We start from the raw sequence: 14486 nt of genomic DNA, 5'->3' as shown, positions 1-14486 counted from the left end.
TCACCATCACCTGGTCGACGCCGCATCCGGAAATGGGCGGTCGCGACCTGATGGACATCGCCGCCGAATGGAACGTGTCGTTACTCGATGCCGCCAAGCGTCTGCAACCGGCGGGCGCGGTGTATTACGGGATGGACGAGAACGATGTGCGCCGGATCCTCGCCCATCCGCTATCGATGGTCGGCTCCGATGGTCTGCCGGAAGACCCGTTCCCGCACCCGCGCCTGTGGGGCGCTTTCCCACGGGTGCTAGGACATTTCAGTCGCGATGTCGGCCTGTTTCCGCTGCACACCGCCGTGCACAAGATGACCGGTCTGTCGGCAGCGCGTTTCGGCCTGAAGGAAAGGGGCGAGATTCGTGAAGGCCACTGGGCGGATCTGGTGCTGTTCGACCCGGCGACCGTGCGTGACGTGGCGGATTTCAACGACCCGCAACGCGCCGCCCAAGGCATCGAAGGTGTGTGGATCAATGGCGTGCTGAGCTACCGCGACGGTCAGGCCAATGGCCAAAGACCCGGGCGGTTCCTGGCGCGCCAAGGCGATCTGCGCGACGGCTTTCGTTGAATTTTGCTGACTGCGTCACAGTGATGGCACATTGCAATTAAAGAAAGCCATCACCAAGCCGAATTGCTGACATCCACCCCGGCTACACTCTGGGGCCAATCAGTCAGGGAGCAACCCATGAGCTTCGGCAAAACCACCCCGATCCTGCGGATTTTCGATGAAGCCAAGGCCGTGGAATTCTACGTCGACTTCCTCGGCTTCAAGATCGATTGGCAGCATCGTTTCGAACCCGGTTTCCCGTTGTACCTGCAAGTCTCGCGCGGCGAGTGCGTGCTGCATTTGTCCGAACACCACGGCGATGCAACACCGGGTTCGGCCCTGCGGATCGAGACCGATGAACTGGAGGCGTTCCAGCAGCAGTTGGTCGCCAAGAACTACAAGTTCTCGCACCCGGGCATCCAGGCCATGCCGTGGGGCAGCCAGGACATGACCATCGCCGATCCGTTCGGCAATCGTCTGGTGTTCACCAACGCGATCAGTCTCTAGCTGTCGTTCGCTACCCGGTGAGTCTGCCGAAACTCACCGGGCGGCATGCCGCGTCGGCTCTTGAAGGTGCGGTGAAACGAGCGCGGTTCGGTGAAGCCCAGGTACTGGGCGATATCCTGAATCGGCAAGGTGCTGTTGAGCAGGTAATGCTCGGCCAGTTCCTGGCGCAGTTCGTCGAGGATCTGCTGATACGACGTGCCGGCCTGATGCAACTGGCGTTGCAGCGTGCGCACCGACACCGCGAGATGCTCGGCCACCTGCTCCTTGCGCGGCAGGCCTTCCTTGAGCAACTGGCGCAGAATACTTTTGACCCGCTGTTCGAGCGACGCATCCTCCAGCGTCGCCATCAAACTCTGCGCGTGTTCTTCCAGGGTGCGCAGCAAATGCGCATCGGCCTGGCGCAACGGCAACTGCAAATACGGCAACGGCACGATCAGCGCGGAATACGGTTGATCGAACAGCACCGGGCATTCGAAAAACTGTTCGTACTGCGCCTGCGTGGTGTCCGCCGGGATAGAGTGTTCCAGCCACACGGCGGCCGGCGACAGTTGGGTGTCGGCGATCCATCGTGCGTATTGCAGCCAGGAGCCGAGCACGTTTTCCACCAGATGCCGGCGAATCCGCGGGCGTTCAAATCGGCAGCTCCAGATCAGGTGCACGTGGCTGTCGTGCACCTCCGCACGGCTGACGCCCATGTCGCCCACCAGTTTTTCGAACGGCATGATGCGGCTCATGGCGTCGCCCAGTGTCGCGCAATTCATGGTGATGTAGCCGAGCACGCTCCAGGAGTTGGGCAGTACGAAATTCGCGGCGTTGAGGCCGAACAGCGGATCGCCCGAGTGCTCGCAAAAGTAATCGAGCAACCGCTCATGGGTTTCACCCGGCAAGCGCAGGCTGTTGTCGCTCAACTGCTGCGCCTGCAACCCGGCCGCCGCCAACGCAGGCTCGATGGCCAGGCCCAGATGTTCGGCATGGCGCAGGTACTTGAGCAGCGGCGGAACGGAGGTGAAGCCGAGCGATTGCATGACCGTATTCCCTTGATCGAGGCCGCCACGGGCGGATGAGCGCCCTGAAAGGTAATTTGAATCCACGACTAAAGTAAATGGCTGACGCTTGCGCGACGTTTGACTCAATTGGCTACTCGAACTGGCCGGATGCGACCGTGACACTTTCGGCCGGCTGACTAGTATGAGGGCCTGAAATTTCACTGATCAGACTGCACAGAAGGACACACGCATGCGACGCTGGAACGGCTGGGGAGATGCAACCACGGTGGTCGAACTGCCGGCCCAGGGCGCTAGTTTTCTCCATGAACGACTGGGGAAGGGGCGCGCGCTGCCCGATGCGACGCTCGAAGCGGCGCTGGCCCGCGTGCCGGTCTCGCGGCTGGCGGAACACGCCTTGTACAGCATCGATGCCCATGACCGTCTGCTGCATGCTCGAGGCCAGAGCCTGCCGGACTGGCTGGCGTTGCGCGAAGGCGCGCTGGGCAATTACCCCGACGCCGTGGCGTTCCCGGAAACCGCCGAACACATCCGCCAATTGCTGGCGCTCGCCCAGGCGCAGGACCTGTGCCTGATCCCCTACGGCGGCGGCACGTCGGTGGCCGGGCACATCAACCCGCCAGACTCTGCGCGGCCCGTGGTGACGGTGTCCCTGGCGCGGATGAGCCGCCTGATCGACCTCGACGAACAAAGCCTGCTGGCGACTTTCGGCCCTGGCGCCAGTGGCCCGCAGGTAGAAAGCCAACTGCGCGCCCGTGGCTACACGCTGGGGCATTTCCCGCAGTCGTGGGAGCTGTCGACGCTGGGCGGTTGGGTGGCCAGTCGTTCCAGCGGTCAGCAGTCGCTGCGCTATGGGCGGATTGAGCAACTGTTCGCCGGCGGAACCCTGGAAACCTTTGCCGGGCCTCTGCAAATCCCGACCTTCCCGGCCTCGGCGGCCGGCCCGGATCTGCGCGAAGTGGTGCTGGGTTGCGAGGGGCGTTTCGGGATCATTTCCGAGGTCAAGGTGCGGGTCAGTGCGTTGCCGGCCGATGAGCGTTTCTACGGCGTGTTTCTGCCCAGTTGGAGCAAGGCGCTGCAAGCCATTCAGCAACTGGCGCAAGCGCGGGTACCGCTGTCGATGCTGCGTCTTTCCAATGCAGTAGAGACCGAAACCCAATTGGCGCTGGCCGGCCATCCGCAACAGATCGCCTGGCTGGAAAAATACTTGAACCTGCGCGGCGCGGGGCAGGGCAAGTGCCTGCTGACCTTCGGCGTGACCGGCAATCGCAAGCAGAATGCGCTGTCCCTGAGTCAGGCCCGTCAGCATTTGAAAGCGTTCGGCGGTGTGTTCACCGGCACGCTGCTGGGCAAGAAATGGGCGCAGAACCGCTTCCGTTTTCCTTACCTGCGGGAGAACCTGTGGAACGCCGGTTACGTGGTCGACACCCTCGAAACCGCCACCGACTGGAGCAACGTCGACAACCTGCTCAACCGGATCGAAAACAGCCTGCGGGATGCCTTGGCGGCCGAGGGTGAGCGGGTGCATGTGTTCACGCATCTGTCCCACGTCTACGGCGAAGGTTCGAGCATCTACACCACTTACGTGTTTCGCCCGGCGGCGGACTATCCCGCGACACTGGCCCGCTGGAAAGCCCTCAAGCACGCGGCCAGCCAGACCATCGTCGACAACCACGGCACCATCAGCCACCAGCACGGCGTGGGCAAGGATCACGCGCCGTACCTCCCGCGCGAAAAAGGCGCGCTGGCGATGGACACCTTGCAGGCGCTGAGCCGGCACTTCGACCCGGCCGGGCGCCTGAACCCCGGCACGCTGTTGCAGGAGTGACCGCCATGAGCGCGGACTGGAACGCTGAATGGCGCCAGCAAATCCTGCCGACGCTGGCGGCTGAAACCTGGGATCTGATCGTCATCGGCGGCGGCATCAGCGGTGCCGGCATCCTGCGTGAAGCCGCGCGTCGTGGCTGGCGTTGTCTGCTGCTGGAACAGCGTGATTTCGCCTGGGGCACGTCCAGTCGGTCGTCGAAAATGGTCCACGGCGGTTTGCGCTACATCGCCAAAGGCCAGTGGCGCCTGACCCGCGATTCGGTGCGCGAACGCCAGCGTCTGCTCGACGAAGCGCCGGGGCTGGTGGAGCCGATGAGTTTCATGATGCCGCACTATCGCGGCGGCTTTCCCGGGCCGCGAGTGTTGGGTGGTCTGTTGTCGATCTATGACGCGTTGGCCGGGAGGCATGACCATCGTTTCCATGACGCGCAGCAACTGCGATATCTGGCGCCGGGCGTGAAAGAACATGGCCTGCTGGGCGGCACCTGTTTTATCGATGCGCTGACCGACGACGCGCGGCTGGTGATGCGCGTGTTGAGCGAAGCACGGGCCGACGGCGCGGTGGTGCTCAACGGTGTACGCGTCGAACATCTGCTGCGGGAAAACGGGCGGGTGTGCGGGGTTCAGGTCGAAGACTGCGAGGCCGGCGCCTCACTGCAATTGCGTTGTGGCGTGCTGGCGGTGGCCACCGGGGCCTGGGCCGAACGCTTGCGCCCGCCCGAGGCGCCACGCCAGTTGCGCCCATTGCGTGGCAGTCATTTGCTGCTGCCGGGCTGGCGCTTGCCGGTGGCGCAGGCGTTCACGTTTCTGCATGAACGGGATCGGCGACCGGTATTCGTTTTCCCGTGGGAAGGCGCCACAGTGGTCGGCACCACCGACCTCGATCACCGCGAGAATCTGGACCAGAGCGCGAGCATCAGCACTGAAGAGCTCGACTATCTGCTGGCCGCCTGCCGACAGCAGTTTCCCGGCGCTGAAGTGACAGCGGCCGACGTGCTTTCAACCTGGTCCGGCGTGCGTCCGGTAGTAGGCAGCGCGGCGGGTGAACATCAAGACAAACCGTCCAACGAAACCCGTGAACACGTGCTGTGGCAGGAGCCGGGTTGCGTCACGTTGGCCGGCGGCAAACTCACGACATTTCGCCCGCAAGCCATCAAAGTGCTCAAGGCCTGCGCCGACATACTCGGCCGTTCTTTCGAAGACGATGCTGCGCCGGTATTTGCCGCCGTGCCGCCACTGACAATCCCCGGCCTCAGCCCCGGTCAGTGGCGACGTCTGGCCGGGCGACATGGCCGGGACCTGCCGAGGCTGGCGCAACTGCTCGTCGAACTGGGCCATGAAACGGTGGGCGCCACCGACACCTTGTGGGCCGAACTGACCTTCGCCTGCGAAGCGGAAATGGTCCTGCACCTGGATGACCTGCTGTTGCGCCGAACCCGTCTCGGCCTGTTGCTGCCCCGTGGCGGCGCGGAGTATTTCCCGGCCATTCGCCAACTCTGCCAACCACGGCTGGGCTGGAACGACGAACACTGGCAACAGGAACAGCAACGCTATCAGGCGTTATGGCAACGCCATCACGGCCTGCCGGATATCGCGCAGTGATGCCCCTCGAAGAGAGCTCCATGGACAACCACCCGAACAAGCGTTACCTGCTGGCCATCGACAATGGCACCCAGAGCGTGCGCGCGCTGCTCTTCGATTTGCAGGGCAATCTGCTCGGCAAGGGCAAGGTTGAATTGCAGGCCTATTACTCGACGCAACCGGGCTGGGCCGAGCAGGATCCGGAATATTACTGGGCGAAACTGGGCGAGGCCTGCCAGCAGGTGTGGGCGCAAACCGGCATCGATCGTTCGCAGATCGCCGGGGTTTCTCTCACGACGCAGCGCGGCACGGTGATCAACGTCGATGCCCAGGGCAAACCGTTGCGCCCGGCGATTCTCTGGCTCGATCAGCGCCAGAGCCAAGTCGAAGGCGGGATCAAGGGGCCGTGGGGCTGGCTGTTCAAACTGGCCGGCGCGCAGGCTACGGTGGATTACTTTCGCGCCCAGGCCGAGGCCAACTGGATTGCCCGCCATCAACCCGAAGTGTGGGCGGCGACCGACAAGTTTTTGCTGCTCTCGGGGTTTCTCACGCATCGCCTGTGCGGACGTTTCGTCGACTCGGTGGGCTGTTGCGTCGGTTACTTGCCGTTCGACTTCAAGCGCCTGCGCTGGGCCGCAACCCGTGACTGGAAATGGCAGGCGCTGGCGGTGCGTCCCGAGCAACTGCCGACCTTGCACAAACCCGGTGAAACCCTCGGCCATATCAGCGCCGAAGCGAGCCGCCACACCGGCATTCCCGAAGGCGTCCCGCTGATCGCGGCGGGGGCCGACAAGGCCTGTGAAGTGCTCGGCTCCGGCGTCGTTGACTCGGGCACGGTGTGCCTGTCCTACGGCACCACGGCGACGATCACCAGCACCCGTTCGCGCTATCTGGAAATCGTCCCGTTGATTCCGCCGTACCCGTCGGCGGTGCCGGATCAGTACAACTGCGAGGTGATGATTTATCGCGGCTACTGGATGGTCAGCTGGTTCAAGAACGAGTTCGGCCTGCGGGAAATGCAGCAGGCCAAAGAGCAGGGCATCGAGCCCGAGCAACTGTTCGATGCATTGGTCGAGGCGGTGCCGCCGGGCTCGATGGGATTGACGTTGCAACCGTACTGGTCACCGGGGATTCGCGAGCCGGGTGTCGAAGCCAAAGGCGCAATGATCGGCTTCGGCGACGTGCACACCCGTGCGCACATTTACCGAGCAATTCTTGAAGGCCTGGCCTACGCCTTGCGCCAGGGCATGGAGAAAATCGAGAAGCGCTCGAAGATCTCCGTCACCCGTTTGCGAGTCGCTGGCGGTGGCTCGCAAAGTGATGCGGCGATGCAACTCACGGCGAACATTTTCGGCCTGCCGGCGGAGCGTCCGCACGTCTATGAAGCGTCCGGTCTGGGCGCGGCGATTTGCTGCGCGGTGGGGCTCGGGCTGCACGCGGATTTCCCCACGGCGATAGCGGCGATGACCCGGGTTGGTGCGGTGTTTCAGCCGCAACCCGAGGCGCAGCAGGTCTATGAGCGACTGTACAAGGACGTCTATCTGCGCATGTATCGGCAGCTCAAACCGTTGTACCAGAGCATCCGCAAGATCACCGGTTACCCGGCCTGAAACAACATTGCGCGTGGCGCTATCGGAGAACTTTTCTGGTGAGATCGGACAGTGTCAGAGGCGGGGTCGGTTGTTAGGCTCGATCCCCACGGCACACATAACAAGAACCAGAAGCAATGAAGCTGATCTCCCTCCTGCTGCTTTGCGCAATGGCCCCCACGGCGTGGGGCTGGTCGAACCATACGGTGGGCAGTTACCTGGCGTTGCAGGATCTGCCGGCGTTGCGCGATGCATCGTCCGTCGAGGTCGAACCGCTGGAGCAGTTTCTCTCCGAGCAATACCCGGCCATCGTCGCGTTGCTCGATGAGCAGGAACGCTTCGCCCGCGAGCATTTCAATCAATACCCGCCGCGCCCCGACAACCTCAAATTGCCCGCCACGCCGAGCGACAATCTGCGCCACGATTTCCTCACCGCGCTGCGGATCAATCCGCAGATTTATCTGGCGATGGTCATCCAGCCGCTGCCGGGCAAGGACCTGCCCGAGCGCGAGCATCTGCAGGCCGATCAGGTCATGGTCGAGCAGACGCTTTCGCCGTGGAATCGCCAGCGTTTCATTCGTGTGAGCGATCACGAAAAAGTCGCGCCCCTGGCCGTGTTGGCCAGTGCCGCCGATGAGCCGGATTACGGCCACGACATCAACCTGTTCAGCGACAACCCCGGCGACGTCGCCGCGTTGTACGGCTTCGGCCCGCAGCCGTTTGGCGATGCGCGTTTTCAGTACAGCTCCCAGGCGCCGTTCCACATGGGCTTCTTCCATGAGAGCCCGGTGGTGTACGCGGCTGCCGGATTTCTCGAGCGCAGCTGGCCGGACTGGCGCGCGTATCAGTACATGGGTCTGGCGCGACTGGCGTTCGCCAGCGGTCATTCTTATTGGGGTTATCGCTTCCTCGGCTGGGGCCTGCACCACGTTCAGGACCTGACCCAGCCGTATCACGCCAAGCCGTTGCCGGGTGTTGAGCTGCCGAGCCTTCTGTTGCTGGAAGGCAAGGCGCTGGCCGGTTTTGCAGACGACAAACAGGCGTCCATCGAACGGGTCGCGACCCGCCACATGGAAGTCGAGAAATACCAGTCGACCTGGCTGCGCCGCGTGCTGCGCGCCGGTCAGCCGCATCCGATGCTCGACGCTTACGCCGATGCCACCGGGGACGCGCGTTACCCGCCGTACTCCGTGGACTACCTGCGCGAAGTGGTGAGTGCCGAGTCGGTCGACGACTCCGCCGCCTTCGACGAAGCCATCGGCCAGTGGCTGGAAACGGCGCCGGCCACCAGCGATTTCAGCGCGGGCAATCAGTTGCAACGCGAGACCTTCGAGCATCCGGAGCTCAATCAACAACTGCTCAGACTGCTCGGCCATTTCGGCGTCCACAGCCGGATTTATGTCCGTGCGGGGCTGGCGCCATAAGCATCGCGGCTACACACAACAATAAGAACAGGGAAGGAGGAACAGATGATCAACACTCGATTGCGCCTGTCTGGCGTAGCGCTCCCCGGTGTCGGTTTGGCAGGGCTGCTGCAACTCTACGCAGTCGACGCGGTGCAGGCCGCCGAGTTCAGCGTGCTGGACAATCAGGTCACCGGCTCGCTCGACACGACCTTGTCCTATGGCCGCTTGTGGCGGGTCCAGGGCCGGGACAAGACCAACGATGACGTCAACACCAACGACGGCAATCGCAACTTCGATACCGGGCTGGTTTCCGAGGTGTACAAGATCACTTCGGAGCTGGAAGCCAATTACCAGAACTACGGGATGTTCCTGCGCGGCACCGCGTTCTACGACACCCAATTGATGGACAAGCGCAACGACTACTACCACAACAACAGCCCTTCGCAACCGAGCCAGAGTTATCCCCAGGACGACCGTTTCACCGGCCAGACCCGCGACATCGCTGGCAGCCGGATCGAGATGCTCGACGCCTACGTTCATGGCACCTGGGACGTCGCATCAATGCCGGTCACCGCGCGAGTGGGGCGTCAGGTGTTCAACTGGGGCGAGGGGATTTTCTATCGCGGCGGGGTCAACACCACCAACCCGGTGGACGCCGCGAAATATCGCTTGCCCGGTGCCGAGGTCAAGGAAGTGCTGATGCCGGTGGAGGCGGTCAGTTTCAACATCGGCCTGAGCGACAACCTGACGATGGAGAGTTTCTACCAGACCAACTGGAAGGAAACCCGCATCGATCCGGTCGGCACCTTCTACTCGCAGACCGACCTGTTCGCCGATGGTGGCAACACCGCTTACAACAACTTCAGCGGCACCGCGCTCGACACGCCGGTGCCGGGGTTCGGCAATGTCATCGGTCTGTACAGCGCGCTGGGCAACAATCCGTTGCTCGGCCCGGCGCTGAAGTCCACCGGCCTGTACGCCAACGGCGTGACTCCGGCCTATGGCAACACACTGAAAGTGGCGTCGATCGGCAAGGACTACAACGCGCGCAATGACGGCCAGTTCGGCTTCGCCTTCCGCTACATCGCCGAAGAACTCAACAGCACCGAGTTCGGCCTGTACATGGTCAATTACCACGCCAAGGAGCCGACCATCGCTGCCGACCTGGGCGGTTACAACGGCATCGACATGAATGCCCTGACCAACATGCTCTCCAGCGTTGCCGGCAGTCAGGCCGGGGCCCTCGCCAACGGGCTGGCGACTGCCGATGTGATGGGCAACATCCAGGCCCATCGGCGTTATGCCGAAGACATCCGCATGTACGGTTTCAGCTTCAACACCACGCTGGGCGAGGCTTCGGTGTTCGGTGAAGTGGCCTACCGACCGAACCTGCCCATCGGCGTCGCGGCCACCAACGATTTGATCGGCGATCTGGCCAACGGCGCTGCCGCAGCGGTGTCCGGCAAGACCATCAACGTCGGCGGGCAAATGGTCACCCTCGACAGCCAGATCAACAACGCCGAGCGGGTGGAAGCGTTCAACACTTCGCTGGGCAGCATCTACAACTTCGGCCCGACCCTGTCGTTCGACTCGATGTTCGGCATCTTCGAACTGGCCTCCGAGCACTTGCGCGGCAGCAGTCTGCAATACACCGCTTACGACGGCAGCAACCGTTACTACGCCGGCACCGGTAACACCTCGTACGTGTCCGGCGGCGATCGCGACGATCAGGTCAACCGCGATTCCTACAGCTACACGGTGATGTTCAACGGCACCTGGAACGACGTGTACGCTGGGGTCAACGTCTCGCCTTACGTCGTCTACAAGGACGACTTCAGAGGCAACAGCTACCAGGCCGGCAACACCATCGAGGGCCGCAAGGCCTACACGCTGGGGATCAAGGCCAACTACCAGAACAGGCTCGAAGCCGAGTTGCAGTACACCGAGTTCTACGGCGGTGGGCAGAACAACGGCATTCGCGACCGCGACAACGTCGGTTTCAACCTCAAGTATTTCCTTTGATATCCAGAACACCGGTGCCCCCCTGTGGGAGCGAGCCTGCTCGCGATGAGGACGGCACATCCAGACGTTGTGTTGCCTGACTCACCGCCATCGCCAGCAGGCTGGCTCCCACAGGGGATTTGCTGGCTATGCAGACCTGGTTTTATTTTCGGAGAACGAACATGTTTCCTGCATCACGACTGACCAAGACCACACTGGCGTTGCTCTTGAGCCTCACCGCCGCCAGCACGCTGGCCGCCATCTCGCCCCAGCAAGCCGAACAGCTGAAAACCTCGCTCACCCCCATGGGCGCCGAGCGCGCCGGCAATGCTGCCGGCACAATCCCGGCCTGGACCGGCGGCATCACCCAAGCGCCGGCCGGCTACAAACCCGGCCAGCATCACCCCGATCCGTACGCGGCGGACAAGCCGCTGTTCACCATCACCAAGGCCAATCTCGACCAGTACAAGGCGCATCTCACGCCGGGTCAGATCGCCCTGTTCAACAGCTACCCCGACACCTTCCAGATGCCGGTCTACCCCTCGCGCCGATCCGGTTCGGCGCCGCAGTGGCTGTATGACAACACCCTGAAAAATGCGACCTCGGCCAAACTGCTGGAGGGCGGCAGCGGGTTCGCCGATGCCTATGGCGGCGTGCCGTTTCCGGTGCCCAAGGATGGGGTCGAAGTGCTGTGGAATCACATCACTCGCTATCGCGGCATCTACGTGGTTCGTCGCGCCTCCGAAGCACCGGTGCAGCGCAACGGCAGCTTCGCGCTGGTGACCTCGCAACAGGAAGGCTTCTTCAACTACTACCGCCCGGGCGGCCAGTTCGCTGACCTGAAAAACATCCTGTTCTACTACCTCGCCTTCGTGAAAAGCCCGGCGCGCCTCGCCGGTGGTGCCGCGCTGGTGCACGAGACACTGGACCAGCTCAAGGACGCCCGCCAGGCCTGGATCTACGACGCCGGCCAACGCCGCGTCCGCCGCGCACCGAACCTCGCCTACGACACGCCGATTGCCTCATCCGATGGCCTGCGCACCGCAGACGACACCGACCTGTTCAACGGCTCACCGGACCGCTTCGACTGGAAGCTCAAGGGCAAACAGGAAATCTACATTCCCTACAACAACTACAAAGTCGGCAGCCCCGACGTCAAATACGCCCAACTGCTCACCCCCGGCCACCTCAACCCGCAATACACCCGCTACGAATTGCACCGGGTCTGGGTGGTCGAAGGCACCCTCAAACCGGGGTCGCGGCATATCTATTCCAAACGCGTGCTGTTCCTCGACGAAGACAGCTGGGGCGCCGCACTCGTGGATCAATACGACGGGCGAGGGGAGCTGTGGCGCGTGTCGATGGCCTACCTGAAAAACTTCTACGACCTGCCCACCACCTGGAGCGCACTGGACGTATTCCACGACTTGCAGGCGCGGCGTTACTACGTGCAGAACCTGGATAACGAAGAGGCGTCCACCGTCGACTTCTCGCAACCGGTGCCGGAGGATTCGTATTTCATGCCGTCGGCGTTGCGGCAGCGGGGGACGCGGTAAGCGACGGGAATCAGCTCCCTTTCTCCCTCACCCTTTCGAGAGTGGACGGGGGAGGGAGTGGCTGTTGGCGGTGCCAGCGCGCCGATGATTCAGTCATCGGTTAACTGCGCAATAAAGTGTGACGAAGTAGCTGCTGAACCCAGAACAGCATCCGAGATAGATTTCGCCCTCGAATAAGAATGAAGGCGAAAGCATGCAGCGCAATATGCCCGATTCAACGGAACCCAATGCCTCCAGAGCTGATATCGCACAGATGATTGGTGAGCTCGGCGGTCAGGTAGAAAATGTTCAACAACTGTTATCTGCCTGTCATGACTCGATAAAGAGCGATGCTGACTTGCAAGGGCGAATGGCGCTGATTGATGAGCTCTACTCGCATGCTGACAGTGAAGATCACGCAGCGGCACGATTTGCAGAGTTGGTGGCTGATCGTGTGTATGAGTACGAGACTGAAACCGTTTTTATTCCTTATCCCTCTCCGTCGGAGATGACAGAGCAACTGCGTATCGCTGCCGCCCAAAACGGCCATTCCTTGGAAGACGAGGCGCGGAAAATTCTGGAGAACGCGTTGGCTACGGTTGATCGAGCTGGTGGGTTAGGCACTCGGATACGCAATCGATTCGGCGCCATGGGTGGCGTCGAGCTCGATCTGCCATCACGTTCAGAAAACCTCAGCGGCTGATAAACACCGCTCACAAAAAGCCCGCCGCCACACCAAGACTTGTGTGGCGGCGGGCTTTTTACAGGGTGCAAAAAAATGGCGAGTGCACCGCACTCGCCACCTCCCGCATCAATCAGTCGGCACGACCTTGTCCAGCGCACGGTTAACGGCCATTTCAGCGATCATCACGATTTGGGCGATGCCTTGCAGGGTCTTGCGGTGGCTGCCCTCGACCAGCGCCACATGATTGTTGAGCATGACGGTGGCGGAGCCGAGGGATTCGCTGGCGTCTACCAGCAGGGATTCGGTGTCGGCTTCGGGGTGAGCCTGATAGAGGGTGTTGGGTTTGTAGGGCGCGGCCATGATGTGGGCGCTGAGTGGGCCCAGGTGATAATCGAGGGCGCGTTCGGCGGCGTCGTTGAAACGTTTCGAGCCGGGGCATTCGTAGGGGGATGCCGGATCCGGGATGATTGTGGGTTCGGTGAGCGGTGGGTTTGGCGTTACCTTGAACATGGATGTTTACCTTTTATGAGGCTGCATCCATTTCGCCGCTAAGCAAAAGGGAGGCAGCTGTGCGCAAGTTAGCGGACCGGTAAGCATCCAAACCCGGTGCATCCGAAGATGCCATGCGCACAGCCACCATCAAGTGCAGGCGAGTGCCTGACTGGATCGTACTTGTACAACCGAGGATACAACCGAGCCGCTAAGCTCGATCACTGGAAATCAGTGACGCAATCAAATTACGCAGCCAGCCCAAGGCGCACAAGCCGGCGGATTCTGGCGTAGCCGTAGGCAACGGCGCAAGGTTTTGTGGGCTTCGGGACGTATCACCGCGTGTCCTTAAACACCCATCGCCAACCGCGTGTAATTACGTTTCAGAACTCGTCATCCACTTCCTGAAGATGGCCATTTCAGGACAAAAAAGAAGGGCAGCTTTTCAGCTGCCCTTCTTTGTACATCGGCTTTCGTGTGCAGGGTTTACACGCGGAAATGGCTCACCATCTGCTGCAACTGCCCACCCAACCGCGCCAGTTCAACACTGGACTTGGCGGTCTCATCACTCGCCGCCGCCGTCTGTTCCGAAACGTCGCGGACGTTGATGATGCTCCGGCTGATTTCTTCGGCCACGGCGCTTTGCTGTTCGGCGGCTGCGGCGATCTGCTGGTTCATCGACTGGATGTTCGACACCGTGCGGGTGATGTTTTCCAGGGAGTCGCCGGCCTTGCGGGTCAGGGCGACGCTGCTGTCGGTCAGGGCGCGGCTGTTGTTCATCACGGCCGATACTTGCTGAGTGCCGTTCTGCAGACCGGCCACCAGGCCTTCGATTTCCTCGGTGGATTTCTGCGTGCGCTGGGCCAGGCCACGGACTTCGTCGGCGACCACGGCAAAACCGCGACCGGCTTCACCGGCACGGGCAGCTTCGATGGCGGCGTTGAGGGCCAGCAGGTTGGTCTGTTCGGCGACGGCCTTGATCACGTCCATGACGCTGCCGATCTTGTCGCTTTCCTGTTGCAGCACGCTCATGGCTTCGGTGGAACGCACCACTTCGCTGGCCAGACGCTCGATCTGGGCGATGGCTTCGTTCACCACTTTGTCGCCTTCGCGGGCTTCGCCGTCAGCGGCGGCTGCGGCTTGCGAGGCTTCTTCGGCGTTGCGCGCGACTTCCTGCACGGTGGCGGTCATCTCGTGCATCGCGGTAGCCACCTGATCGGTCTCGACCTTCTGGCTGTTCACGCCGGCGCTGGTCTGCTCGGTCACGGCCGACAGTTCTTCGGCGGCGCTGGCGATCTGGGTCACGCCGTCGCGGATGCC

Annotated in this window: 11 protein-coding genes and 1 pseudogene; 9 read left to right on the top strand and 3 right to left on the bottom strand. The window is 62.2% G+C overall.

Annotated elements, in window-relative coordinates:
• Together K5E37_RS16135 and K5E37_RS16130 are read left to right on the top strand one after the other, a co-directional pair.
• The coding region (locus K5E37_RS16135) for an amidohydrolase family protein (RefSeq protein WP_221534460.1) at positions 1-563 on the top strand (563 nt) is incomplete at its 5' end.
• 117 nt (positions 564-680) lie between these two features.
• On the top strand, positions 681-1049 hold the full coding sequence (locus K5E37_RS16130; RefSeq protein WP_007953815.1) for a glyoxalase superfamily protein: 369 nt from the start codon (positions 681-683) through the stop codon (positions 1047-1049).
• On the opposite strand, the gene K5E37_RS16125 is transcribed toward K5E37_RS16130, so the two are convergent.
• Entirely contained in the window at positions 1046-2074 is a 1029-nt protein-coding gene (locus K5E37_RS16125; RefSeq protein WP_007953814.1) for an AraC family transcriptional regulator, read from the bottom strand. The two genes, K5E37_RS16130 and K5E37_RS16125, sit on opposite strands and share 4 nt — an antisense overlap.
• A 211-nt stretch (positions 2075-2285) precedes the next feature.
• Between K5E37_RS16125 and K5E37_RS16120 the strand changes: the two genes are divergently transcribed.
• From K5E37_RS16120 to K5E37_RS16090, 7 genes are all read left to right on the top strand, one after another.
• The gene (locus K5E37_RS16120) at positions 2286-3881 is read left to right on the top strand and encodes an FAD-binding oxidoreductase (protein WP_085608008.1); all 1596 of its coding nucleotides are present in this window, start codon (positions 2286-2288) and stop codon (positions 3879-3881) included.
• Positions 3882-3886: 5 nt separating this feature from the next.
• Complete coding sequence (locus K5E37_RS16115) at positions 3887-5482, top strand: glycerol-3-phosphate dehydrogenase/oxidase (RefSeq protein WP_221534458.1); 1596 nt, start codon at positions 3887-3889, stop codon at positions 5480-5482.
• 20 nt (positions 5483-5502) lie between these two features.
• Positions 5503-7071: an FGGY-family carbohydrate kinase gene (locus tag K5E37_RS16110; RefSeq protein ID WP_221534457.1), complete on the top strand. Its 1569-nt coding sequence runs from the start codon at positions 5503-5505 to the stop codon at positions 7069-7071.
• A 116-nt stretch (positions 7072-7187) separates the two neighbouring features.
• The gene (locus K5E37_RS16105) at positions 7188-8474 is read left to right on the top strand and encodes a phospholipase (RefSeq protein ID WP_221534454.1); all 1287 of its coding nucleotides are present in this window, start codon (positions 7188-7190) and stop codon (positions 8472-8474) included.
• 45 nt (positions 8475-8519) lie between these two features.
• A complete protein-coding gene (locus tag K5E37_RS16100) occupies positions 8520-10478 on the top strand; it encodes a DUF1302 domain-containing protein (RefSeq protein WP_221534452.1) in 1959 nt (652 codons plus the stop codon).
• A gap of 161 nt (positions 10479-10639) precedes the next feature.
• Complete coding sequence (locus tag K5E37_RS16095) at positions 10640-12013, top strand: DUF1329 domain-containing protein (protein ID WP_085608013.1); 1374 nt, start codon at positions 10640-10642, stop codon at positions 12011-12013.
• A gap of 487 nt (positions 12014-12500) precedes the next feature.
• A complete protein-coding gene (locus K5E37_RS16090; protein ID WP_221534470.1) occupies positions 12501-12695 on the top strand; it encodes a FitA-like ribbon-helix-helix domain-containing protein in 195 nt (64 codons plus the stop codon).
• 108 nt (positions 12696-12803) lie between these two features.
• Here the strand turns inward: K5E37_RS16090 and K5E37_RS16085 are convergent, their stop codons facing one another.
• Together K5E37_RS16085 and K5E37_RS29715 are read right to left on the bottom strand one after the other, a co-directional pair.
• Positions 12804-13187 (bottom strand): DUF6124 family protein, encoded by a 384-nt coding sequence (locus K5E37_RS16085; RefSeq protein WP_221534449.1) that lies wholly within the window; start codon positions 13185-13187, stop codon positions 12804-12806.
• A gap of 465 nt (positions 13188-13652) precedes the next feature.
• Positions 13653-14249, bottom strand: a pseudogene (locus K5E37_RS29715) (methyl-accepting chemotaxis protein); the annotation flags it as partial.
• Between the last annotated feature and the right edge of the window lie 237 nt (positions 14250-14486).

Source organism: Pseudomonas sp. RIT778 (genome assembly GCF_019718735.1).
Lineage (GTDB): Bacteria > Pseudomonadota > Gammaproteobacteria > Pseudomonadales > Pseudomonadaceae > Aquipseudomonas > Aquipseudomonas aphyarum.
This window is presented reverse-complemented; position numbering and strand designations above follow the sequence as displayed.

Excerpts from the sequence above, each read along its gene's own strand:
- K5E37_RS16130 (WP_007953815.1), top strand. The coding sequence starts at position 681 with ATGAGCTTCGGCAAAACCACCCCGATCCTGCGGATTTTCGATGAAGCC.
- K5E37_RS16125 (WP_007953814.1), bottom strand. The coding sequence starts at position 2,074 with ATGCAATCGCTCGGCTTCACCTCCGTTCCGCCGCTGCTCAAGTACCTG.
- K5E37_RS16120 (WP_085608008.1), top strand. The coding sequence starts at position 2,286 with ATGCGACGCTGGAACGGCTGGGGAGATGCAACCACGGTGGTCGAACTG.
- K5E37_RS16115 (WP_221534458.1), top strand. The coding sequence starts at position 3,887 with ATGAGCGCGGACTGGAACGCTGAATGGCGCCAGCAAATCCTGCCGACG.
- K5E37_RS16110 (WP_221534457.1), top strand. The coding sequence starts at position 5,503 with ATGGACAACCACCCGAACAAGCGTTACCTGCTGGCCATCGACAATGGC.
- K5E37_RS16105 (WP_221534454.1), top strand. The coding sequence starts at position 7,188 with ATGAAGCTGATCTCCCTCCTGCTGCTTTGCGCAATGGCCCCCACGGCG.
- K5E37_RS16100 (WP_221534452.1), top strand. The coding sequence starts at position 8,520 with ATGATCAACACTCGATTGCGCCTGTCTGGCGTAGCGCTCCCCGGTGTC.
- K5E37_RS16095 (WP_085608013.1), top strand. The coding sequence starts at position 10,640 with ATGTTTCCTGCATCACGACTGACCAAGACCACACTGGCGTTGCTCTTG.
- K5E37_RS16090 (WP_221534470.1), top strand. The coding sequence starts at position 12,501 with ATGACAGAGCAACTGCGTATCGCTGCCGCCCAAAACGGCCATTCCTTG.
- K5E37_RS16085 (WP_221534449.1), bottom strand. The coding sequence starts at position 13,187 with ATGTTCAAGGTAACGCCAAACCCACCGCTCACCGAACCCACAATCATC.